The organism is Pseudomonas sp. NPDC088322 (assembly GCF_044740745.1).
Classification (GTDB): domain Bacteria; phylum Pseudomonadota; class Gammaproteobacteria; order Pseudomonadales; family Pseudomonadaceae; genus Aquipseudomonas; species Aquipseudomonas shirazensis.
Genome location: NZ_JBIURK010000001.1, coordinates 175,015 through 195,812 on the forward strand (window position 1 = coordinate 175,015; position 20,798 = coordinate 195,812).

The 20,798-nt window shown below is 63.0% G+C and carries 17 protein-coding genes and 1 pseudogene; 14 read left to right on the forward strand and 4 right to left on the reverse strand.

Annotated features, from left to right (window positions below):
- The first annotated feature begins 3 nt into the window (after positions 1–3).
- The 11 genes from edd to ACIOAU_RS00860 all read left to right on the forward strand — a co-directional run bounded on the left by edd (position 4) and on the right by ACIOAU_RS00860 (position 13,220).
- Complete coding sequence (edd, locus tag ACIOAU_RS00810; RefSeq protein ID WP_101316961.1) at positions 4–1,830, forward strand: phosphogluconate dehydratase; 1,827 nt, start codon at positions 4–6, stop codon at positions 1,828–1,830.
- Positions 1,827–2,786, forward strand: a complete 960-nt coding sequence (locus ACIOAU_RS00815) for a glucokinase (protein WP_220633165.1) — start codon at positions 1,827–1,829, stop codon at positions 2,784–2,786. Before edd ends, ACIOAU_RS00815 begins: the two co-directional genes overlap by 4 nt.
- A 146-nt stretch (positions 2,787–2,932) precedes the next feature.
- Entirely contained in the window at positions 2,933–3,658 is a 726-nt protein-coding gene (locus tag ACIOAU_RS00820) for a response regulator (RefSeq protein WP_101316965.1), read from the forward strand.
- Positions 3,639–5,093 (forward strand): ATP-binding protein, encoded by a 1,455-nt coding sequence (locus ACIOAU_RS00825; protein ID WP_103436225.1) that lies wholly within the window; start codon positions 3,639–3,641, stop codon positions 5,091–5,093. The genes ACIOAU_RS00820 and ACIOAU_RS00825 overlap by 20 nt, the downstream gene beginning before the upstream one ends.
- Positions 5,094–5,220: 127 nt before the next feature.
- Positions 5,221–6,450: an AGE family epimerase/isomerase gene (locus ACIOAU_RS00830; protein ID WP_150571066.1), complete on the forward strand. Its 1,230-nt coding sequence runs from the start codon at positions 5,221–5,223 to the stop codon at positions 6,448–6,450.
- A gap of 116 nt (positions 6,451–6,566) precedes the next feature.
- Positions 6,567–7,853: an ABC transporter substrate-binding protein gene (locus ACIOAU_RS00835; RefSeq protein ID WP_401179389.1), complete on the forward strand. Its 1,287-nt coding sequence runs from the start codon at positions 6,567–6,569 to the stop codon at positions 7,851–7,853.
- An 80-nt stretch (positions 7,854–7,933) separates the two neighbouring features.
- Entirely contained in the window at positions 7,934–8,842 is a 909-nt protein-coding gene (locus tag ACIOAU_RS00840; RefSeq protein WP_401179392.1) for a carbohydrate ABC transporter permease, read from the forward strand.
- The gene (locus ACIOAU_RS00845; RefSeq protein ID WP_401179395.1) at positions 8,835–9,680 is read left to right on the forward strand and encodes a carbohydrate ABC transporter permease; all 846 of its coding nucleotides are present in this window, start codon (positions 8,835–8,837) and stop codon (positions 9,678–9,680) included. The genes ACIOAU_RS00840 and ACIOAU_RS00845 overlap by 8 nt, the downstream gene beginning before the upstream one ends.
- A gap of 3 nt (positions 9,681–9,683) precedes the next feature.
- Positions 9,684–10,838 carry an ABC transporter ATP-binding protein gene (locus ACIOAU_RS00850; RefSeq protein WP_150571064.1) on the forward strand — a complete coding sequence of 385 codons (1,155 nt, stop codon included), beginning with the start codon at positions 9,684–9,686 and terminating at the stop codon, positions 10,836–10,838.
- 37 nt (positions 10,839–10,875) lie between these two features.
- Complete coding sequence (locus tag ACIOAU_RS00855; RefSeq protein WP_150571063.1) at positions 10,876–12,219, forward strand: carbohydrate porin; 1,344 nt, start codon at positions 10,876–10,878, stop codon at positions 12,217–12,219.
- Positions 12,220–12,365: 146 nt separating this feature from the next.
- Positions 12,366–13,220 carry a D-hexose-6-phosphate mutarotase gene (locus ACIOAU_RS00860; RefSeq protein ID WP_150573734.1) on the forward strand — a complete coding sequence of 285 codons (855 nt, stop codon included), beginning with the start codon at positions 12,366–12,368 and terminating at the stop codon, positions 13,218–13,220.
- Here the strand turns inward: ACIOAU_RS00860 and hexR are convergent.
- Positions 13,213–14,076 carry a DNA-binding transcriptional regulator HexR gene (gene hexR / locus ACIOAU_RS00865; RefSeq protein ID WP_178080816.1) on the reverse strand — a complete coding sequence of 288 codons (864 nt, stop codon included), beginning with the start codon at positions 14,074–14,076 and terminating at the stop codon, positions 13,213–13,215. The two genes, ACIOAU_RS00860 and hexR, sit on opposite strands and share 8 nt — an antisense overlap.
- A 211-nt stretch (positions 14,077–14,287) precedes the next feature.
- Between hexR and zwf the strand changes: the two genes are divergently transcribed.
- Genes zwf through ACIOAU_RS00880 form a run of 3 tightly spaced genes read left to right on the forward strand, consistent with a single transcriptional unit; the run spans position 14,288 to position 17,149 of the window.
- Positions 14,288–15,757: a glucose-6-phosphate dehydrogenase gene (gene zwf / locus ACIOAU_RS00870; protein WP_401179400.1), complete on the forward strand. Its 1,470-nt coding sequence runs from the start codon at positions 14,288–14,290 to the stop codon at positions 15,755–15,757.
- Entirely contained in the window at positions 15,744–16,457 is a 714-nt protein-coding gene (gene pgl / locus ACIOAU_RS00875; protein WP_401179403.1) for a 6-phosphogluconolactonase, read from the forward strand. The genes zwf and pgl overlap by 14 nt, the downstream gene beginning before the upstream one ends.
- A gap of 17 nt (positions 16,458–16,474) precedes the next feature.
- A complete protein-coding gene (locus tag ACIOAU_RS00880; protein ID WP_188035479.1) occupies positions 16,475–17,149 on the forward strand; it encodes a bifunctional 4-hydroxy-2-oxoglutarate aldolase/2-dehydro-3-deoxy-phosphogluconate aldolase in 675 nt (224 codons plus the stop codon).
- A 201-nt stretch (positions 17,150–17,350) separates the two neighbouring features.
- Here ACIOAU_RS00880 and ACIOAU_RS00885 read toward each other — a convergent pair whose 3' ends face one another.
- From ACIOAU_RS00885 to ACIOAU_RS00895, 3 genes and pseudogenes are all read right to left on the reverse strand, one after another.
- On the reverse strand, positions 17,351–18,217 hold the full coding sequence (locus ACIOAU_RS00885) for a methyl-accepting chemotaxis protein (protein WP_401180136.1): 867 nt from the start codon (positions 18,215–18,217) through the stop codon (positions 17,351–17,353).
- Positions 18,212–19,309, reverse strand: a pseudogene (locus ACIOAU_RS00890) (nitrate- and nitrite sensing domain-containing protein); the annotation flags it as partial. The gene ACIOAU_RS00885 and the pseudogene ACIOAU_RS00890, both read right to left, overlap by 6 nt.
- A 320-nt stretch (positions 19,310–19,629) precedes the next feature.
- Complete coding sequence (locus ACIOAU_RS00895) at positions 19,630–20,772, reverse strand: merozoite surface protein 3b (protein WP_401179407.1); 1,143 nt, start codon at positions 20,770–20,772, stop codon at positions 19,630–19,632.
- Between the last annotated feature and the right edge of the window lie 26 nt (positions 20,773–20,798).

The window sequence follows — 20,798 nt, forward strand, 5'->3', positions numbered from 1 at the left end:
TACATGCACCCGCGCATCCTAGAGGTCACCCAACGGCTGATCGAACGTAGCCGTCCTACCCGTGAACGTTATCTGCAACTGATTCGCGGTGCGGCCAGTGACGGCCCGATGCGCGCCAGCCTGCAGTGCGCCAACTTCGCCCACGGCGTGGCTGGCTGCGGTAGCGAAGACAAACACAGCCTGCGCATGATGAATGCCGCCAACGTGGCAATTGTTTCGGCTTATAACGACATGCTTTCGGCGCATCAGCCGTACCAGCATTTCCCCGAGCAGATCAAACAGGCGCTGCGCGAGATCGGCTCGGTCGGCCAGTTTGCCGGCGGTGTGCCGGCCATGTGCGATGGCGTCACCCAGGGTGAGCCGGGCATGGAGCTGGCCATCGCCAGCCGCGAAGTGATCGCGATGTCCACCGCGATTGCCCTGTCGCACAACATGTTCGACGCCGCCTTGATGCTCGGCATCTGCGACAAGATCGTCCCTGGCCTGATGATGGGCGCGTTGCGCTTCGGCCATCTGCCGACCATCTTCGTCCCTGGCGGACCAATGCCGTCGGGCATTTCCAACAAGCAGAAGGCCGATGTGCGCCAGCGCTATGCCGAAGGCAAGGCCAGCCGCGAAGAGCTGCTCGAGTCGGAAATGAACTCCTACCACAGCCCCGGCACCTGCACTTTCTATGGCACCGCCAACACCAACCAGCTGGTGATGGAAGTGATGGGCCTGCACCTGCCCGGCGCCTCTTTCGTCAATCCTTACACGCCGTTGCGTGACGCCCTCACCGCCGAAGCTGCGCAGCAGGTTACGCGCATGACCAAAGCCAGCGGCAGCTTCATGCCGCTGGGCGAAATCGTCGATGAAAAGGCTCTGGTCAACTCGATCGTCGCCCTGCATGCCACCGGCGGCTCGACCAACCACACCCTGCACATCCCGGCGATTGCCCAGGCTGCCGGCATCCAGTTGACCTGGCAGGACATGGCTGACCTGTCCGAGGTCGTGCCAACCCTGTCCAACGTCTACCCCAACGGCAAAGCCGACATCAACCACTTCCAGGCCGCCGGCGGCATGTCGTTTCTGATTCGCGAGCTGCTCGATGCCGGGCTGCTGCACGACGACGTCAACACCGTGGCCGGACATGGCCTGCGCCGCTACACCCAGGAGCCGTTCCTTGAGGATGGCCGACTGGTCTGGCGCGAAGGCCCGTTGCAAAGCCTGGACGAGAACATCCTGCGCCCGGCTTCGCGGCCATTCTCCAGCGAGGGCGGCCTGCGGGTGATGGAAGGCAACCTCGGCCGCGGCGTGATGAAAGTCTCCGCCGTGGCGCCCGAGCACCGCGTGGTCGAAGCGCCGGCGCGAGTGTTCGAAGATCAGCAGGCATTGGCCGATGCGTTCAAGGCCGGTGAGCTGGAGCGCGATTTCGTCGCGGTGATGCGCTTCCAGGGCCCGCGCTGCAACGGCATGCCCGAGCTGCACAAGATGACGCCGTTTCTCGGCGTGCTGCAGGATCGCGGCTTCAAGGTCGCGCTGGTCACCGATGGGCGTATGTCAGGCGCCTCGGGCAAGATCCCGGCGGCGATCCACGTCTGCCCGGAAGCGTTCGACGGCGGCCCGCTGGCACGTGTGCGCGATGGTGATATGGTGCGCGTTGATGGTGTCGAAGGCACCTTGCGGGTGATGGTCTCGGCCGAAGAGCTGGCCAGCCGCGATCTGCCGCCTGCACCCCAGGGCAATGACCTGGGCTGCGGGCGCGAACTGTTTGGTTTCATGCGCATGGCGTTCAGTTCAGCGGAACAGGGCGCCAGCGCCTTTACCTCTGGCCTGGAGAATCTCAAGTGAATGAGTTGCTGGTTGGCGACATCGGTGGCACCAACGCACGTTTTGCCCTTTGGCGCGACAACCAGCTGCACGCCGTGCGGGTGTTGCCGACGGCTGACTACACCAGCCTGGAGCAGGCGATCCAGGCGTACCTGCAGGAGCAGGGCATCGCACGCGGTGAGCTTGCGGCGGTATGTCTGGCGGTTGCCGGGCCGGTGGATGGCGATGAGTTCCAGTTCACCAACAACCACTGGCGGCTGAGCCGACGGGCGTTCTGCGACATGCTTCAGGTCAAGCAGCTGCTGTTGCTCAACGACTTCTCGGCGATGGCGCTGGGCATGACCCGTTTGCTGCCTGGTGAATTCCAGGCGGTATGCGCCGGTAACGCCGACCCAGCCCGTCCGGCGCTGGTGATCGGCCCTGGCACCGGGCTGGGCGTCGGCAGCTTGTTGCACCTCAACCAGCAACAGTGGATGGCGGTGCCAGGCGAGGGCGGCCATGTCGACCTGCCCGTCGGTAACGCGCGTGAAGCCGCGATCCATCAGCAGATCCAAAGCCAGATTGGTCATGTCAGTGCCGAAACCGTACTCAGCGGCGGCGGCCTGGTGCGCTTGTATCAGGCGATGTGCGCGCTGGATGGTGTTCAGCCAGTTCACCTGAGCCCAGCTGAAGTCACCGAGGCTGCGCTGGCTGGTGAGCCGCAGGCATTGGCCGTGATCGAACAGTTCTGCTGCTTCCTTGGCCGGGTTGCCGGCAACAACGTACTCACCCTCGGCGCGCGCGGCGGGGTGTATATCGTCGGTGGCGTGATCCCGCGGTTTGCCGAGCTGTTCCTGCGCAGCGGTTTTGCTGCCAGCTTTGCCGACAAGGGCTGCATGAGCGGCTATTTTGCCGGGATCCCGGTATGGTTGGTCACCGCTGAGTTTTCTGGCCTGTTGGGTGCCGGTGTGGCGCTGCAGCAAGCGATGGCTCGTTAGATTTCTTGGGGCCGCCGCGCTGCCCTTCGCGGGTGAACCCGCTCCCACAAGGACCGCGCCGTTCTCAAGCGCAGCTCATAACCCTGTGGGAGCGGGTTCACCCGCGAAGGGCCGCAGAGCGGGCCCAACAACACGGAAGAACTTCAGTGAGCACTGCCCCCCGATCGATCCTGATGGTCGATGACGACCATGACATCCGCGAACTGCTGCAGACCTACTTGAGCCGCTCCGGCTTTCAGGTGCGCGCCGAGGCCGATGGCCAGGGTTTTCGCCAGGCGCTGGACAGCACGACGTGTGACCTGGTGATTCTCGACGTGATGCTGCCCGACGAAGACGGCTTCAGCCTATGCCGTTGGGTGCGCCAGCACCCGCGCCAGTCGCGGGTGCCGATCATCATGCTCACCGCCAGTTCCGACGAGGCCGATCGGGTCATCGGCCTGGAGCTGGGCGCCGATGACTACCTCGGCAAACCGTTCAGCCCACGGGAGTTGCAAGCACGGATCAAGGCCTTGCTGCGCCGTGCTGAGTTTGGCCAGGTAGCGCCCGCCAGTGCCGTGCTGGCGTTTGACGAATGGCAGCTGGATACCGTCAGCCATCGACTGTTCCACCGCGACGGTGAAGAGGTGATTCTGTCGGGCGCCGACTTTGCTTTGCTCAAGCTGTTTCTCGACCACCCGCAGCAGATCCTCGATCGCGACACCATCGGCAATGCTACCCGTGGCCGCGAGCCGATGCCGCTCGACCGTATCGTCGACATGGCCGTCAGCCGCCTGCGTTCACGCTTGCGCGATACCGACAAACCGCCACGGCTGATCCGCACCGTGCGCGGCAGTGGCTACCTGCTGGCGGCACATGTCAACCGCAGCCACTGAGCGCCGCTGGCGCCTGCTGCCGCGCTCGCTGCTGGGGCGCATGCTGCTGTTGACCCTGCTGGTGGTATTGCTGGCGCAGGGCCTGTCGAGCTTGATCTGGGTGGCGCAGTTGCGCGCCAGCCAGTTGCAGGGCCTGCGCGCCAGCGCGCAGAGCCTGGCCCACTCGATGAGCGCCAGTGTCAGTTACTTCCGCTCGTTGCCGGTGGCCTATCGGCCAATGGTCCTCGACCAATTGCGCAGCATGGGCGGCACGCGCTTTTTCGTATCGCTCAACGACAAGCCGCTGGACATGGCCACGCTGCCGATCACTCCGCGCAAGCAGGCAGTCATCGACGTGTTCCAGCAAGTGCTGCACGAGCGCCTCGGCCAGCAGGTGGAAGTTTCGGTCGAGTTCGTCAGCCCCGATCAGCTGCGCATCTTCAACAGCGGCCTCAAGCTCGATGAATTGCCGCGCTCGTGGGCGCATTATTCGCTGACCCTGGAACCGCTCAACCCACCGGTGCTGGTCAACCAGATCCGCCTGGCCGAAGGCGAGTGGCTGTACATCGCCTCGCTGCTGCCGGAGCCCTACACCAGCCTTGAGGCCGAGCGCCTGCCGCGTCAGCAGATCGGCTTCATTGCCCTGACCACGGCCATGTTGCTGCTGTTCATCGGCCTGTTGGTGCACTGGCAAAGTCGACCGTTGAAGCGTCTGGCCCGCGCGGCCCGCGATCTGTCGCTGGGCGCCGATGTGGTGCCGGTGACCGAGGGGGGCGGCAGCGAAGTGGTCGAGGTAGGTCGCGCCTTCAACAGTATGCGCGAGCGCATCAGCCGTTACCTGACCGAGCGCAGCCAGCTATTCAGCGCGATCTCGCACGACTTGCGCACGCCGATCACGCGCCTGCGCCTGCGCGTCGAGCTGCTTGAAGACGAACGCCTGCAAGCGCAGTTCAGCCGTGATTTGGACGAGCTGGAGCTGTTGGTCAAAGGCGCACTGCAGTGCGTCAAAGACACGGATATCCACGAGAACATCGAGCCGATCGATCTCAACCAGCTGCTGGAAATTCTCGCTGAACCGTACCTGCGTGACGGCCGGATCACCGTCGAGGGGCGGGCGTTGGCGCCGTATCCGGGCAAGGCGTTGGCCCTGCGCCGCTGCATCGGCAACCTGGTCGACAACGCGATCAAGTACGGCGAGCGCGCGCACCTGCGCATCATCGATGGCCCGGAGGGCTTTGTGCTGCAGGTCGATGACCACGGCCCGGGTGTGCCGCAGCAGCAAATGGAGCAGGTGTTCGAGCCGCATTTTCGTCTGGCCGGGCAGCAGCAAGGCTATGGCCTGGGCCTGGGCATCGCGCGCAATATTGCCCACAGTCATGGCGGTGAAGTCAGTTTGCTCAACCTGCGCGAGGGCGGCCTGCGGGTGACCCTGTGCCTGCCGCGCAGCGCCGAGTGAGCAACGCTTGGTCACCAGCCAGTGACAGCAATGGCGGCCTTTGTGACCTATTGGCCGTAGCACTCTGGCTAGACTTGGCCGCCACGACAGGCGCCGTGCCTGTTCTCGACAAGGACGCAGCAGGCCGATGAATCATGCTCAATCGCCGTTGATCGACGGGCCGCACAGTGCCTGGCTGGATGCCGAAGGGCAGCGTTTGCTGGCCTTCGCCAGAGCCTCACAGCTGGAACTCGGCTTCGGCAACCTCGACAGCTACGGCCACCTCGCCGCCGACGCAATTGCCGACACCATTACCACCGCGCGGATGACCCACAGCTTCGCCTTGGCGCATCTACAAGGCAGGCCCGGTTGTCTGGAACTGGTTGAGCTCGGCATCGCCGCCTTGGCCGGCACGCTGCGCGATGTCGAGCACGGCGGCTGGTACGCCAGCGCCGCCCCCGCTGGCGACAGCATCAAAGCCGCTTACCTGCACGCCTTCGTTGCCCTCGCTGCAAGTTCTGCGCAGGTGGCCGGCAGCGCTGCTGCGCCGGCCTTGCTGGCGCAAGCCATCGAGATCATCGAGGCGCATTTCTGGAGTGAAAGCGAGGGTGCCCTGCGCGAAAGCTTCAGTCGCGATTGGCAGCAGCAGGAGGCCTATCGCGGGGCCAACAGCAACATGCATGGCACCGAAGCGTTTTTGGCCCTTGCCGACGTGACTGGCGAGCAGATCTGGTTGCAGCGTGCGCTGCGCATCGTCGAGCGGGTGATCCACGGCCATGCGCGTGCCAATGGCTTCAATGTGATCGAGCACTTCGACCTGCACTGGCAGCCGCTCACCGATTACAACAGCGACAACCACGCCGATGGCTATCGACCCTACGGCGTTACTCCCGGCCACGGCTTCGAGTGGGCGCGGCTGCTGCTGCACCTTGAAGCTGCGCTGCAATTGGCCGATCTAGCGACACCCGACTGGCTACTGGCCGACGCACGCGGCCTGTTTGCCAGCGCCTGTCAGCACGCCTGGCACGCCGACGGTGCCCCCGGAATCGTCTACACCCTCGACTGGCAACAACGCCCGGTAGTACGCCAGCGCCTGCACTGGGTGCATGCCGAAGCCAGCGCCGCTGCCGCTGCGTTGTGGCAGCGCACGGGGGAGGCGCAATACCAGTGCTGGTACGGGCGTTTCTGGGCGTTCATCCAGGCCCATCTGATTGATAACGACGCCGGCAGCTGGCACCACGAACTGAGCCCGGACAACCTCCCCAGTGCGACGATATGGGCGGGCAAACCGGACCTCTATCACGCTTATCAGGCCGTGCTGTTGCCCACCCTGGCTCTGGCGCCAAGCCTTGCCACGGGCCTCGCGCGGCGAATGTAACCAACTGATGACAATCGCGCAGCGCTTCGTTACCTGAGGCGCCTTGCCGGGTTATTACACTCCTGTGCAATGCAAGCGACAGTCTTGCCCTGCATAACAACAAGAAAGGTATTGCGATGAACTCCACTCTGCGTCTCGCCGCCGCGATTTCCCTCGCCTCCCTGCTGCCCCTGAGCGCGTCTGCCGCCGATGCCAAAGGCTCGGTCGAAGTAGTGCACTGGTGGACCTCTGGTGGCGAAAAGGCTGCTGTCGATGTACTCAAGGCTCAAATCGAAAAAGACGGCTTCATCTGGAAAGATGGCGCTGTTGCCGGCGGCGGCGGTGCCACCGCAATGACCGTACTGAAGAGCCGAGCCGTGGCCGGCAACCCGCCAGGCGTGGCCCAGATCAAGGGCCCGGACATTCAGGAGTGGGCCTCCACCGGCCTGCTCGACAGTGACGTGCTCAAGGACGTGGCCAAAGAGCAGAACTGGGACGGCCTGCTGGAGACGAAAGTCGCCGACACCGTCAAGTACGAGGGCGACTATGTCGCTGTGCCGGTCAACATCCACCGCGTCAACTGGCTGTGGATCAACCCCGAAGTATTCAACAAGGCCGGCATCGACAAGGCGCCGACCACCCTCGACGAGTTCTACGCCGCAGCCGCAAAACTCAAGGCAGCCGGCTTCATTCCGCTCGCCCACGGCGGCCAGCCATGGCAGGACAGCACCGTATTCGAAGCGGTGGTGCTGTCGGTAATGGGCGCGGACGGTTACAAGCAGGCGCTGGTTGATCTTGACCAAAAGGTGCTGACCGGACCGGGCATGGTCAAGGCGCTGACCGAGCTCAAGCGCGTCGCTACCTACATGGACGCTGACGGCAAAGGCCAGGACTGGAACCTGGAAGCCGCCAAGGTCATCAACGGCAAGGCCGGCATGCAGGTTATGGGCGACTGGGCCAAGAGCGAGTGGACCCTGGCCAACAAGGTCGCCGGCAAGGATTATCAGTGCGTGCCGTTCCCGGGTACCGACAAGGCCTTCACCTACAACATCGACTCGCTGGTGGTGTTCAAGCAGAAGGACGCCGGCACTTCGGCTGGCCAGCAGGACATCGCCAAAGTGGTGATGAGCCAGGACTTCCAGAAGCTGTTCAGCAGCAACAAGGGCTCGATCCCGGTACGTAAGGACATGCTGGTCGACATGGCCAAGCATGGCTTCGATGCCTGCGCGCAGACCTCGGCCAAGGACTTCCTTGCCGACGCCCAGACCGGCGGCCTGCAACCAAGCATGGCGCACAACATGGCGACCAACCTGGCAGTGCAGGGCGCGTTCTTCGATGTGGTCACCAACTACATCAACGACCCCAAGGCCGACCCGGCCGATGCCGCGAAAAAGCTCGGCGCGGCGATCAAGTCCGCCCAGTAACGGCTGGTCCGGCGCAGCCGTCCTTGCGGCGGCTGCACGCCACCCTCAGTTAACGTTCTGTACTGACAGGTATCGCTGCCATGACTACTGCGACCGCGCAACTGCGGGCCTCACCCCTGGACGCCGTGCAGCGCTGGTTACCTAAACTGGTACTGGCGCCGACCATGGTCATCATCCTGGTGGGCTTCTACGGTTATATCCTGTGGACCTTTGTCCTCTCGTTCACCACCTCGACCTTTTTGCCCAATTACAAATGGGCAGGGCTGGCGCAATACGCACGCCTGCTCGACAACGACCGCTGGTGGGTGGCGAGCAAGAACCTGCTGGTGTTCGGCAGCCTGTTCATCGGCATCAGCCTGGTCATCGGAGTACTGCTGGCGATCCTGCTGGACCAGCGTATCCGCCGCGAAGGGTTTATCCGCACCATCTACCTGTACCCGATGGCGCTGTCGATGATCGTCACCGGCACCGCCTGGAAGTGGCTGCTCAACCCGGGCATGGGCCTGGACAAGCTGATGCGCGACTGGGGCTGGGAAGGCTTTCGCCTGGACTGGCTGATCGACCCCGACCGGGTCGTGTACTGCCTGGTGATCGCTGCCGTTTGGCAAGCCTCCGGGTTCATCATGGCAATGTTTCTGGCCGGCCTGCGCGGGGTCGATCAGTCGATCATGCGCGCGGCGCAGATCGACGGTGCGAGCTTGCCGCGGATCTATTGGCAGGTGGTTCTGCCCAGCCTGCGCCCGGTATTTTTCAGTGCGGTGATGATCCTCTCGCACATCGCTATCAAGAGCTTTGACCTGGTGGCGGCGATGACCGCTGGCGGCCCGGGTTACTCGTCCGACCTGCCGGCCATGTTCATGTACTCGTTCACCTTCAGCCGTGGCCAGATGGGCATGGGTTCGGCCAGCGCGATTCTCATGCTGGGCGCGATCCTGGCGATTCTGGTGCCTTACTTGTACTCGGAGCTGAGGAACAAACGCCATGACTAGCCGCCTCGACAAACCGGCCATCAGCCTCAGTCGGCTGGCCATTCATGCGGTATTGCTGTTGGCCGTGCTGCTGTACCTGGTGCCGCTGGTGGTGATGCTGCTGACCAGCTTCAAGACCCCGGAAGACATCGGCAGCGGCAACCTGCTCAGTTGGCCGGCGGTGGTCACCAGCATCGGCTGGGCCAAGGCCTGGGCCACGGTCAGTGGCTATTTCTGGAACTCGATCATGATCACCGTACCGGCGGTGCTGATCTCTACCGCGCTCGGCGCACTCAATGGCTACGTGCTGGCGATGTGGCGTTTCCGTGGCTCGCAGGTGTTCTTCGGCCTGCTGCTGTTTGGCTGCTTCCTGCCGTTCCAGACCGTGCTGCTGCCAGCCTCGTTCACCCTTGGCAAGCTCGGCCTGGCCAACACCACCGCTGGCCTGGTGCTGGTGCATGTGGTGTATGGCCTGGCGTTCACCACGCTGTTTTTCCGCAACTACTACGTGACCATCCCCGATGCGTTGGTAAAGGCGGCGCGGCTGGATGGTGCCGGGTTTTTCACCATCTTCGGGCGGATCATTCTGCCGATGTCGACGCCGATCATCATGGTCTGCCTGATCTGGCAGTTCACCCAGATCTGGAACGATTTTCTGTTCGGCGTGGTGTTCTCCAGCGGCGATTCGCAACCGATCACCGTGGCCCTCAACAACCTGGTCAACACCAGCACTGGGGCCAAGGAATACAACGTCGACATGGCCGCGGCAATGATCGCCGGCCTGCCAACCCTGCTGGTCTATGTGGTCGCAGGCAAGTATTTCGTGCGCGGCCTGAGCGCCGGCGCAGTCAAGGGGTAAGTCATGGCCACACTCGAACTTCGCAACGTCAACAAGACCTACGGCACTGGTGTGCCAGACACACTGAAAGACATCCAGCTGGCGATCAAGGACGGTGAGTTTCTGATCCTGGTCGGCCCTTCCGGCTGCGGCAAGTCGACCTTGATGAACTGCATCGCTGGCCTGGAGAGCATCAGCGGCGGGGCGATCCTGATCGATGGCGACGACGTCAGCGGCATGAGCCCGAAGGATCGCGACATCGCCATGGTGTTCCAGTCGTACGCGCTGTATCCGACCATGAGCGTGCGCGACAACATCGCCTTCGGTCTGAAGATCCGCAAGCTGCCCCAGGCAGCCATCGACGAAGAAGTGGCGCGGGTAGCCAAGCTGCTGCAGATCGAACACCTGCTCACGCGCAAGCCGGGCCAGCTCTCCGGCGGCCAGCAGCAGCGCGTGGCGATGGGTCGGGCGCTGGCACGGCGGCCGAAGATCTACCTGTTCGACGAGCCGCTGTCCAACCTCGACGCCAAGCTGCGGGTTGAGATGCGCACCGAAATCAAGCTGATGCACCAACGGCTGAAAACCACCACGGTGTACGTCACTCATGACCAGATCGAGGCGATGACCCTGGGCGACAAGGTGGCGGTGATGAAGGACGGCATCATCCAGCAGTTCGGCACCCCGCAGCAGATCTACAACGACCCGGCCAACCAGTTTGTCGCCAGCTTCATTGGCTCGCCGCCGATGAACTTCGTGCCGGTGCGCCTGCGCGAGCAGGGCGGCCGTGTGCTGGCGCTGCTCGACAGTGGCCAGGCGCGCTGCGAGCTGGCGCTGGGCGCGGCCAGCCAAGGCTTCGATGGCCGTGAGGTGATTCTCGGCATTCGTCCCGAGCAGATCAGCCTCGGTGCAGGGGAGGGCGACGGCCTGTCGCTGTTGCGCGCCGAAGTCCAGATCACCGAGCCGACCGGGCCGGACCTGCTGGTCTTCGTCACCGTCAACCAGACCAAGCTGTGCTGCCGGCTGGCGCCGGATATCAGCTGCCAGGTCGGCGACACCCTCAACCTGCAGCTGGACCCGGCACGGGTGCTGCTGTTCGACGCGCAAACCGGTGAGCGCCTGCACCTGGCTCGCCACGCCGCACCCTTGCAAGACAACGTTGCCCACATCGCGGGCCGTTGATTGAACCCTTCATAACAAGAAAAGAGGACGCACAGGGATGGAACATCGCAATCGCATCAGCACGTTGGGTTCGCTGGCCTTGCTGGCCGTGGTCGGCAGCAGCAGCGTACAGGCCGCCGAGGCCTTCTCCAGCGAATCGAAATGGATGAGTGGCGACTGGGGCGGCACCCGCACCGAGCTGCTCGACAAGGGCTACGACTTCACCCTCGACTACGTCGGTGAGGTCGCCGGCAACCTCAATGGCGGTTACAACGACGACAAGACTGCGCGCTACAGCGACCAGTTCGCCCTCGGCATGCACCTGGACCTGGAGAAAATCCTCGGCTGGCACGATACCGAGTTCAAGCTGGCGGTCACCGAGCGCAGCGGCCGCAACCTGTCCAACGACCGCATCAGCGACCCGCGCGCCGGTCAGTTCAGTTCGGTGCAGGAAGTCTGGGGCCGCGGCCAGACCTGGCGGCTGACCCAGATGTGGATCAAGCAGAAGTATTTCGATGGCGCGCTGGACGTCAAATTCGGCCGCTACGGCCCGGGCGAGGACTTCAACAGCTTCCCTTGCGACTTCCAGAACCTGGCGTTCTGCGGCTCGCAGGTGGGTAACTGGGTTGGCGGCATCTGGTACAACTGGCCCGTTAGCCAGTGGGCATTGCGGGTCAAGTACAACATCACCCCTGAAGTATTCGTGCAGGTCGGTGCGTTCGAGCAGAACCCGTCCAACCTCGAAACCGGCAACGGCTTCAAGCTCAGCGGCAGTGGCACCAAAGGCGCGATCATTCCGGTCGAGGCGGTCTGGCAGCCCAGGGTCAATGGCCTGCCGGGCGAATACCGCCTGGGTTATTACTACAGCACGGCCTCGGCCGATGACGTCTACAAGGATGTCAATGGCAACGCCCAGGGCATCAGCGGCGTCGGCTTCAAGTCGCACTCGAGCAAGCACGGCTGGTGGGTGGTGGCCCAGCAGCAAGTCACTGCACATGCCGGTGACGTCAACCGCGGCCTGAGCCTGTTCGCCAACTTCACCGTGCACGACAAGGCCACCAACGTGGTCGACAACTATCAGCAAGTCGGCATGGTCTACAAAGGCGCTTTCGATTCACGGCCCAAGGATGACATCGGCTTCGGCATCGCCCGGATCCACGTCAACGATGACGTGAAAAAGCGCGCCGAGCAGCTCAACGCACAGAGCGGTATCAGTGATTACAACGACATGGGCTTTGTGCCGCTGCAGCGCACCGAGTACAACGCCGAGCTGTACTACGGCTTCCACGTCACCAACTGGCTGACCGTGCGGCCCAACCTGCAGTACATCAAAAGCCCAGGCGGGGTTGATGAAGTCGACAACGCGCTGGTCGCAGGGCTGAAGATTCAGTCGTCATTCTGAGGCTAAATGTTGTAAATTTACGCCATCGTAGCGACCGCACTGCGGTCGCTTGTCGCCCAGCCGTTGTCACGCAGGCTGTTTCAGCAGTGCGTGGCGACGCGTTTGGCCGGCAACCGCGGCCCTAATGACAACAAGAGTTACCAGCCATGCCCGAACATCCGCTCCACTGCTTGTTCACCCCGCAGCGGCCCAGGCCCGTCTTCGAGTGGGAGCGTCATCAACAGCGCGATGTCCTTGTCATCGATCACCCGCACTGCCAGGCGGTGTTCAGCCGTCAGGGTGCGCAATTGCTGCACTTTCAGCCGAGCGGCGAACGGCCGTGGTTGTGGTGCGCCGAGCAATGGCCGCAAGTTGGCGCGATCCGCGGGGGAGTGCCGGTGTGCTGGCCCTGGTACGGGCGCCACCCCAGCGAAGACCTGTGGCCTACCCATGGTTGGGCCCGGCTACTGGACTGGAAGCTGCTGAGCAGCACATCCGACGATGACGGTGTGACCCTGGTGTGGCAGTTGCAGCTGTGTGAGTGGCAGGTCGACCTGCACGCGCGGCTCGGCAAGAACATGGAGCTCAAGCTCAGCACCGTGCATCAGGACAGCGAAACCTGCCAATTGAGTCATGCTCTGCTGGCTTACTGGCGTATTAGTGACGTTGCCAAGATAGCGCTATCTGGGCTCGAAAACATTGAAGGTTATGACCAGCTCAGCCGGCAGAGCTGCCGGCAGAAGGGCGCCTTGAAGGTCGGTGGCGGGTGTCAGCGAGTGTATCCAGGCACCTCATCGGTGCAGTTGCACGACCCGACCTGGGACCGCGAGCTGTGCATCGATACCGGCGACAGCGACGACACCGTGGTCTGGCACCCCGGCAGCCGTCCGCTGATGGGCGTCAGTGGCCGCGAGAGTCAGCGCTTCGTCTGTGTCGAAGCCGCCAGCGGCAGCACCGCTGGCCTGAGCCTGGCGCCGGGCGAGCAGGCGCACCTGAGCCTGCAGGCGCACCGGCTCAATTGAGCTCGTCGTCCTCGATTGGGTAGCGGCTGGCGTTGAGGCTCTCTTTGATCTTGCGCAGGTGCGGCTGGAAGTCGACGCCGCGGCGCAGGGTCATGCCGGTGGCCAGTACGTCGAGCACGGTCAGTTGGATGATCCGCGAAGTCATCGGCATGTAGATGTCGGTGTCCTCCGGCAGCGGGATATGCAGGCTCATGCTGCAGGCGTTGGCCAGCGGCGAGCCGGCGGCGGTCAGGCCGAGCACCGAGGCGCCGTTTTCGCGAGCGACGCGGGCAACCTCGACCAGCTCACGGGTGCGTCCGGTGTAGGAGATGATCACGAACAGGTCGCCGGTGTGTGCTACCGAGGCGAGCATGCGCTGCATCAGCACGTCGGCGTGGGCCGACACGGCCAGGTTGAAGCGGAAGAACTTGTGCTGGGCGTCCAGTGCCACCGGGGCCGAGGCACCGAGGCCGAAGAAGTGGATCTGGCGGGCCTGGATCATCATGTCGACGGCGCGGCTGACCTGCTGCGGGTCGAGTTGCTGGCAGGCACTGTCGAGCGAGGCGATGGCGCTGCCGAAGATCTTCTGGGTGTAGGCGGCCGGATCATCATCAGCCTCGACCGCACGGCTGACGTAGGCGGCGCCGCTGGCCAGGCTCTGCGCCAGCTGCAGCTTGAGTTCCGGGTAGCCGCTGACGCCGAACGAGCGGCAGAAGCGGTTGACGGTCGGCTCGCTGACCTTGGCCGCCTGGGCCAGTGCGGCGATGCTGAAACGGGTGGCCTGTTGCGGGTTGAGCAGGATGACTTCGGCGACTTTGCGTTCGGCCTTGTTCAGCTCATCGAGGCGTCCCTGGATCTGTTCCAAGAGGTTGCGCACGCGGTCCATGGTATGTCCTTGGGTCGAGAAGACAGCCGGCTGGCGTTACAGCAGGCTTTTTGCAGGGTTGTCTATCGTACTGTCGGTAGGGGTTGATCTACCACTTGTCTGTAACACTTGTCGGCAATGTTGTGGTTTTTACTACATTACCTCTTGAAAAGTGCGGTTGAAAACGATATTCCTAGCTCAACTTTAGGAAAGAACCAACATCATGGCTGCGATCAGTGTTGAACCTTGCACCTTTGCCTTGTTTGGCGCCTTGGGCGACCTGGCACTGCGCAAGCTGTTCCCCGCGCTTTATCAGCTCGACCGTGCCGGCCTCCTGCACGCCGATTCGCGCTTGCTGGCGCTGGCCCGCGAGGCCGGTGACAGCCAGCAGCACCTAGCCAACATCGAAGCGCACCTGCGCCGGTTTGTGCCCGATGCCGATATTGAAGCGGCTACGCTTGGACGCTTTTTGGCCCGGCTGAGCTACCTGCATCTGGATTTCCTCCAACCCGAGGGCTATCAGACCCTGGCTGAACAGGCCGCCCCAGGCGTGCCGCTGATCGCCTACTTTGCCACCCCGGCGGCGGTGTACGGCGCAATTTGCGAGAACCTCGACAAGGTCGGCCTGGTCGAGCGCACCCGGGTGGTGCTGGAAAAGCCCATCGGGCACGATCTTGAGTCATCGCGGCGGGTCAACGACGCGGTGGCGCGGTTCTTCCCCGAGAGCCGGGTCTATCGCATCGACCACTATCTGGGCAAGGAGACGGTGCAGAACCTGATCGCCCTGCGCTTCGCCAACAGCCTGTTCGAGACTCAGTGGAACCAGAATTCGATTTCCCATGTGGAGATCACCGTGGCCGAAAAGGTCGGTATCGAAGGCCGTTGGGGCTACTTCGACAAGGCCGGCCAGCTACGCGACATGATCCAGAACCATTTGCTGCAGCTGCTCTGCCTGATTGCCATGGACCCGCCCAGCGACCTCTCGGCCGACAGTATCCGCGACGAGAAGGTCAAGGTGCTCAAGGCCCTGGCGCCGATCACTGGCGAGGCCCTCAGCACCGCCGTGGTCCGCGGCCAGTACATCGCCGGTTACAGCGATGGCAAGCCAGTGCCGGGCTACCTCGAAGAAGACAATGCCAACGCCCAGAGCGACACCGAAACCTTCGTCGCCCTGCGTGCCGATATCCGCAACTGGCGTTGGTCGGGGGTGCCGTTCTACCTGCGCACCGGCAAGCGTATGCCCGGCAAGCTGTCGCAGATCGTCATCCACTTCAAGGAAACCCCGCACTATATCTTCGCTCCGGAACAGCGCTTGCAGATCGGCAACAAGCTGATCATCCGCCTGCAGCCGGACGAAGGTATTTCGCTGCGGGTGATGACCAAGGAGCAGGGCCTGGACAAGGGCATGCAACTGCGCAGCGGCCCGCTGCAACTGAATTTTTCCGACACCTGGCGCAGTGCGCGGATTCCGGATGCCTACGAGCGCTTGCTGCTGGAAGTGATGCGCGGCAACCAGAACCTGTTCGTGCGCAAGGACGAAATCGAATATGCCTGGAAGTGGTGCGATCAGCTGATCGCTGGCTGGAAAAACGCCGGCGACGCGCCCAAGCCCTATGCGGCCGGTTCCTGGGGGCCGATGAGCTCGATTGCACTGATCACACGTGATGGGAGGTCATGGTATGGCGATATCTGAACTGCAACTGCCAAGCGTCGTCACGACGCACCAACTGGCTGATGCCAAGGCGTTGGCTGCACGCCTGGCGGCGGATGTCGCCGAGCGTCTGCGCCAAGCCATTGCCAACAAAGGCCGGGCTTGCCTGGTGTTGTCTGGCGGGCGTAGCCCGGTGCCGTTTCTCGACCAGCTGGCCAGCGCCGAGCTGGACTGGGCCAAGGTCACCGTCAGCCTCGCCGACGAGCGCTGGGTGCCGGTCGAGCATGCCGACAGCAATGCTGGCCTGTTGGCCCGGCACCTGTTCAAAGGCCCGGCGGCCAAGGCCCGTTTCATCGGCCTGTATCAAAACGCCGGCAACCTTGAGGTCGCCGCCGAGCAGGCCGATCAAGCCCTCGCCGAGTTGCCGCCGATCGACGTACTGGTGCTGGGCATGGGTGACGATGGCCATACCGCCTCGCTGTTCCCGGCCAGCCCGTTGTTGCGTCAGGGCCTGGCCAAGGTCGGCGAGCAGCGAGTGTTGCCGATGCTTGCGCCCAGCGTCCCGCATCAGCGCCTGAGCATGACCCGCGCCTTGCTGGCCAGCGCTGCCTTTACTGCTTTGTCTGTGCAGGGGGCCGGCAAGCTGGCGACCCTGCGCGCCGCGCTGGCGGGCGATGACCCCAGCGAAATGCCGATTCGCGCCTTTCTTCACGACCCCCTGAGCATCTACTGGTGCCCATGAGCCAAGGATCCACTGTCATGACCACCCTTGAACGCCCCCAGCCTTTGCTGTCGATGGCCGAAAAAACCGCGCGGATCGATGTGATCTGCGCCGCTGCACGGATCCTGCCGGTGATTACCATCGCCCGTGAGCAGGACATCCTGCCGCTGGCCGATGCGCTGGCCGCTGGCGGCATTCGCACGCTGGAAGTAACCCTGCGCTCGCAGCATGGCTTGAAGGCCATTGAAGTGCTGCGCGAGCAGCGCCCGGAACTGTGCATCGGCGCCGGCACTGTGCTCGATCGCGGTATGTTCACTGCTGTCCAGGCCGCAGGCGCGCAGTTTGTGGTGACCCCGGGGATCACTGCCGACATTCTCGCTGCCGGTGTAGAGAGTGACATTCCGCTGTTGCCAGGCATCAGCACGCCGTCGGAGATCATGCAGGGCTACGCCCTCGGTTACCGCCGCTTCAAGCTGTTCCCGGCCGAAATCAGCGGTGGCGTGGCAGCGATCAAGGCCTTTGGCGGGCCGTTTGGCGATATCCGCTTCTGCCCAACCGGCGGCGTCAATCCAGGCAATGTGCGCAACTACATGGCGCTGAACAACGTGATGTGCGTGGGTGGCACCTGGATGCTTGACAGCAGCTGGATCAAGAACGGCGACTGGAACCGCATTACCGAATGCAGCGCCGAGGCGCTGGCATTGTTCGACTGATTGAATTCGTTGTGTGCTGCACGGCTTATGGGGCGCTTGGTCAGCGCCCCTTTTTTTTGGGCCGAACGACTCTGTGTAGGAGCGGCCTTGCGTCGCGAAAGGCGCGCGTAGCGTGCCCTCATTTTCAGCTTCGCCGCAGATATCCCCGGGCCCGCTTTGCGGGCCTTTCGCGACACAAGGCCGCTCCTACAGGCGGATTGGTCAGGCCAGGCGGAAGCGGCTGACCAGTTGCTGCTGGTGATCGGCCAGGCGCGCCAGTTCCTGGCTGGTGACGGCGGTCTGCTGGGCGCCGGCGCTGACCTGGATGACCAGGTCGTTGATCTCGTTGACGTTGCGGCTGATGTCTTCCGAGACCGCACTCTGCTCTTCAGCGGCCGAGGCGATCTGGATAGTGCGGTCGTTGATGGTGGCCACGCCTTCGGCGATATTGCCGAGCAATTCGCCGGCCCGACCGATACGTTCGGCGCCTGACTGCGCCTTGCTCAGGGTCTCCAGCATCGAGGCGTTGGCGCGGTCCGAGCCTGCCTGCAGGTTGCTGATCATCTGCTGGATATTGCCGGTCGACTCCTGAGTGCGCTGAGCCAGCGTGCGCACCTCCGAGGCGACGACAGCAAAGCCACGGCCATGGTCGCCGGCGCGGGCGGCCTCGATGGCGGCGTTGAGGGCGAGCAGGTTGGTTTGCTCGGCGATGCCGCGAATCACGTCCAGCACCGAGGTGATGGCGTCGCTTTCGTCCTTAAGCTCATCGATGATGGTGGCGGTCTGCTGGGCCTGGCTGGACAACTCGCGGATCAGCGTGATGGTGGTTTCGATCTCTTCGCGGCCCACCACGGTGCTGCCATGGATCTGCTGGGAGAGGTTGGCTGCATCGCTGGTGCTCTGGGCCACATCGCGCACGGTGGCGCTCATTTCATTGATCGCGGTAGCGACCAGTTCGGTGCTCTGGCGTTGCTGTTCGACGCTGCGGCTGGTTTGCAGGGTGACGGCCGACGACTCTTCGGCAGCCGTGGCCACCTGAGCAGTCGCGCTGCCGATCTCCTGGACGATCTCGGTGATCTCCTGGGCCATGCGGTTGAGGTTGGTGGCGATCTGGCCGAATTCGTCCTGGCTGCGATAGTGGGTGCGTGCGGTCAGATCGCGGCCGGCCAGGGCATTCAGGGTGGCGTTGATGTCATGCACCGCCCGGCCCATGCTGCGGATGATCAGTGATGCCAGCAGCGCCACGCAGAGCAGCGCCAGCGCTGCACCAATAGCGGTCAGCCAGAGCGCGCGGGCGGCGCCGCTGCGGGCCTGCTCGGCAAGTTGGCCGACGGTCTGCGCCAGGCTGGTTTCGACTTCGCTCATTTGGTCGATGCGTTGGGTCGCAAGTTCAAACCAGGCTTCAGGCTTGGTATTCAGAGGCTGGCCCAGCGGTACGTCGAAACCCAGTTTCTGCAGTTTTGCCACTTCCAGCGCTGCCGGGCTTTGCAAAGCGTTCTGGTATTGGCTCAATACGCCGGCGGGTGCCTTGCGCATAAAGCCTTCGCTATAAGCGGTGAATTCACCCAGGTTACGGCTAAAGCGCGATAACAATGCCGCATCGAAGTGATCCTGATTGAATGCCAGGCCGAGGATAACGCGCTCACGGCCCGCGCGCTCCTTGAGTTCGATAAATTGATTGAGCGCGCTGAGCGCTTGTACCACGGCAGTATCGGTGACGCGGTTTTCCAATGAATGGGTATAGCCGATCAGCTGTTGAATAAGTTCGGTATAACGCAGACTGGATTGCGTGCTGTCGATGCTCAAACCGTCGACCTGGCCACGCAGCGCTGAAAGTTGCTCGAGGCTGCTTAGTGTCTGGCTCAACTCAGCGGATTTTTCCGGCAGGTTGCGCAGTGTTTCCAGTGCAGCGCTGCTGTCCTGGCGAAACTGACCAAGGCGATCGCCCATGTTCTTGCCCTGGCTACCGATGAACACGCCGCTGGCGCCACGCTCGCGTTGCAGGCGGGTGATCAGCTGGCTGATCGACTGGGCGGTGCCGCTGGCGCTGACGGTGGCCTGCATGTCCCGCAGGGTGCGCAGGTTGTCGTTCAGAAACAGGCCGGCTAGCACCAGAAAGCCGAACAGGGGGAACAGCAATATCAACAACAGTTTTTGGCGTAGCGGTGCGTTGGTCAACATTGGCTTTGGCCTCGATATACTTGTGAGCAGAAGTAAATATGGCGAGTGCCGAAGCTGTTGTTGTCATTGGTGGCACGCAGCCACTATGTTAAATGTTTAATCAAATAAAGCGAAGGTAATAAGCGACGTATTTCGTCGGAGAATTTGCTGCCCAACTTTAGTGCAATAAACAAAGTGTTGATCCATGTCAGTGCATGTTCAATTAGTTGTCGCGTCACAGTAAATAGCTGGACGTTTAGCACTGCCAGGGTATGCGCGCGGGCGGTGTTTCCAGACAAATTCAGAAGCGGCCCCGGACGGGGCCGCCAGGTGGCGGGGTGTTACTGCGCTGCTTTGGTCAGCAGCGCAGAGAACGCACGCTTGGCATCTTCGACGGCGTCGGCGATTTCCTGCGCGGCTTTGGTCGACTCGGCGCGGTAGGTGGCGGTCAGGCCTTTCATTTCGCTTTGGAAGTCCAGGGTAGCCTGGGCCAGGGCGCGCACCGATTCCACCCTCAGGGTCGAGCCATAGCTGGCTTTGACTGCTGCTTCCAGTTGCTTGCCGCCCGACTCGCCCAAGGTTTCCAGGCCCTTGTTGATGCCGTCGGTGGTGGCGTTCAGGGTGTGGGTGGCTTCGGCCATGCCCTTGTTGGCAGTGAACGACACGGCCAGGCTGGTGAGGACCACTTCGTTGGTGGCAAAGAACGACACCATGCGCTGGTACTGGCGCTCCTTGACCACATGCACCTGGCTGATGCGGGCAAACACCATCTCGGCGGTGTTGTAGCCCACGCGCAGATCATCGGCGATGTCCTTGATGATCTGGTAGCGCTTGTCTTCGTCCTGCAACGCCCGAACTGCCTCGTCGCGGCTCAGTTCCAGCGCGGCGCGGCGGGCAGGTTCTGCACCTTCGGCGGCCGTTACGCTGACGTTGGCTGCGTCCAGTGCCTCGGTGCGCTGCTGCAGTGCCTTGGCGGCCAGGGTGAGCACTTCCTGTGCGTCCACTTCGGCGGTTTTCATCGCCAGGCGGAAGTCCGTGTACGACTCCAGAATCTGGCTTTCGCGGCTGATCTGGTCGCTGGCGGCTGCGCTGACGTCCAGGTAGTGCTTGCGGATGTCCTCGAAGCGGCTCGGGATCGAGCCACGGACCATGTGCATCCAGCCCATCTTCAGCCGCTCGAGGGTGTCGAGGCGACCGTCGTCCATCCACGACGCCATGGCGGCGGCATCTTCACGAATCGAGGTGAAGCTGTCGGTGACGTTCATGTAGCGGTCGGAGATGTCCATGCCGGCGATCTGTTCACGCACGGTCTGGTTGAACAGGGTGGCCTGCTGCAACACTGCAGCGATGCCGGTGATGCGCTGGTTGTCATAGTGCGCGACCTTGTTCAGCAGCATCAGTACCGGTGCAGGTTGCGCTGGCTGGCCGAAGGAAATGCCAAGTTTGCGCAGGCCTTCGAGGGCGCGTTCGAGGTATTGGCTCATGGGAGTCCTTGCATGAGTAGGGGTCT

Bases quoted from the DNA above. Each gene is read 5' to 3' on its own strand.
- edd (WP_101316961.1), top strand. From the start codon at position 4: ATGCACCCGCGCATCCTAGAGGTCACCCAACGGCTGATCGAACGTAGC.
- ACIOAU_RS00825 (WP_103436225.1), top strand. From the start codon at position 3,639: ATGTCAACCGCAGCCACTGAGCGCCGCTGGCGCCTGCTGCCGCGCTCG.
- ACIOAU_RS00830 (WP_150571066.1), top strand. From the start codon at position 5,221: ATGAATCATGCTCAATCGCCGTTGATCGACGGGCCGCACAGTGCCTGG.
- ACIOAU_RS00835 (WP_401179389.1), top strand. From the start codon at position 6,567: ATGAACTCCACTCTGCGTCTCGCCGCCGCGATTTCCCTCGCCTCCCTG.
- ACIOAU_RS00840 (WP_401179392.1), top strand. From the start codon at position 7,934: ATGACTACTGCGACCGCGCAACTGCGGGCCTCACCCCTGGACGCCGTG.
- ACIOAU_RS00845 (WP_401179395.1), top strand. From the start codon at position 8,835: ATGACTAGCCGCCTCGACAAACCGGCCATCAGCCTCAGTCGGCTGGCC.
- ACIOAU_RS00850 (WP_150571064.1), top strand. From the start codon at position 9,684: ATGGCCACACTCGAACTTCGCAACGTCAACAAGACCTACGGCACTGGT.
- ACIOAU_RS00855 (WP_150571063.1), top strand. From the start codon at position 10,876: ATGGAACATCGCAATCGCATCAGCACGTTGGGTTCGCTGGCCTTGCTG.
- ACIOAU_RS00860 (WP_150573734.1), top strand. From the start codon at position 12,366: ATGCCCGAACATCCGCTCCACTGCTTGTTCACCCCGCAGCGGCCCAGG.
- zwf (WP_401179400.1), top strand. From the start codon at position 14,288: ATGGCTGCGATCAGTGTTGAACCTTGCACCTTTGCCTTGTTTGGCGCC.
- pgl (WP_401179403.1), top strand. From the start codon at position 15,744: ATGGCGATATCTGAACTGCAACTGCCAAGCGTCGTCACGACGCACCAA.
- ACIOAU_RS00880 (WP_188035479.1), top strand. From the start codon at position 16,475: ATGACCACCCTTGAACGCCCCCAGCCTTTGCTGTCGATGGCCGAAAAA.
- ACIOAU_RS00885 (WP_401180136.1), bottom strand. From the start codon at position 18,217: ATGGCCCAGGAGATCACCGAGATCGTCCAGGAGATCGGCAGCGCGACT.
- ACIOAU_RS00895 (WP_401179407.1), bottom strand. From the start codon at position 20,772: ATGAGCCAATACCTCGAACGCGCCCTCGAAGGCCTGCGCAAACTTGGC.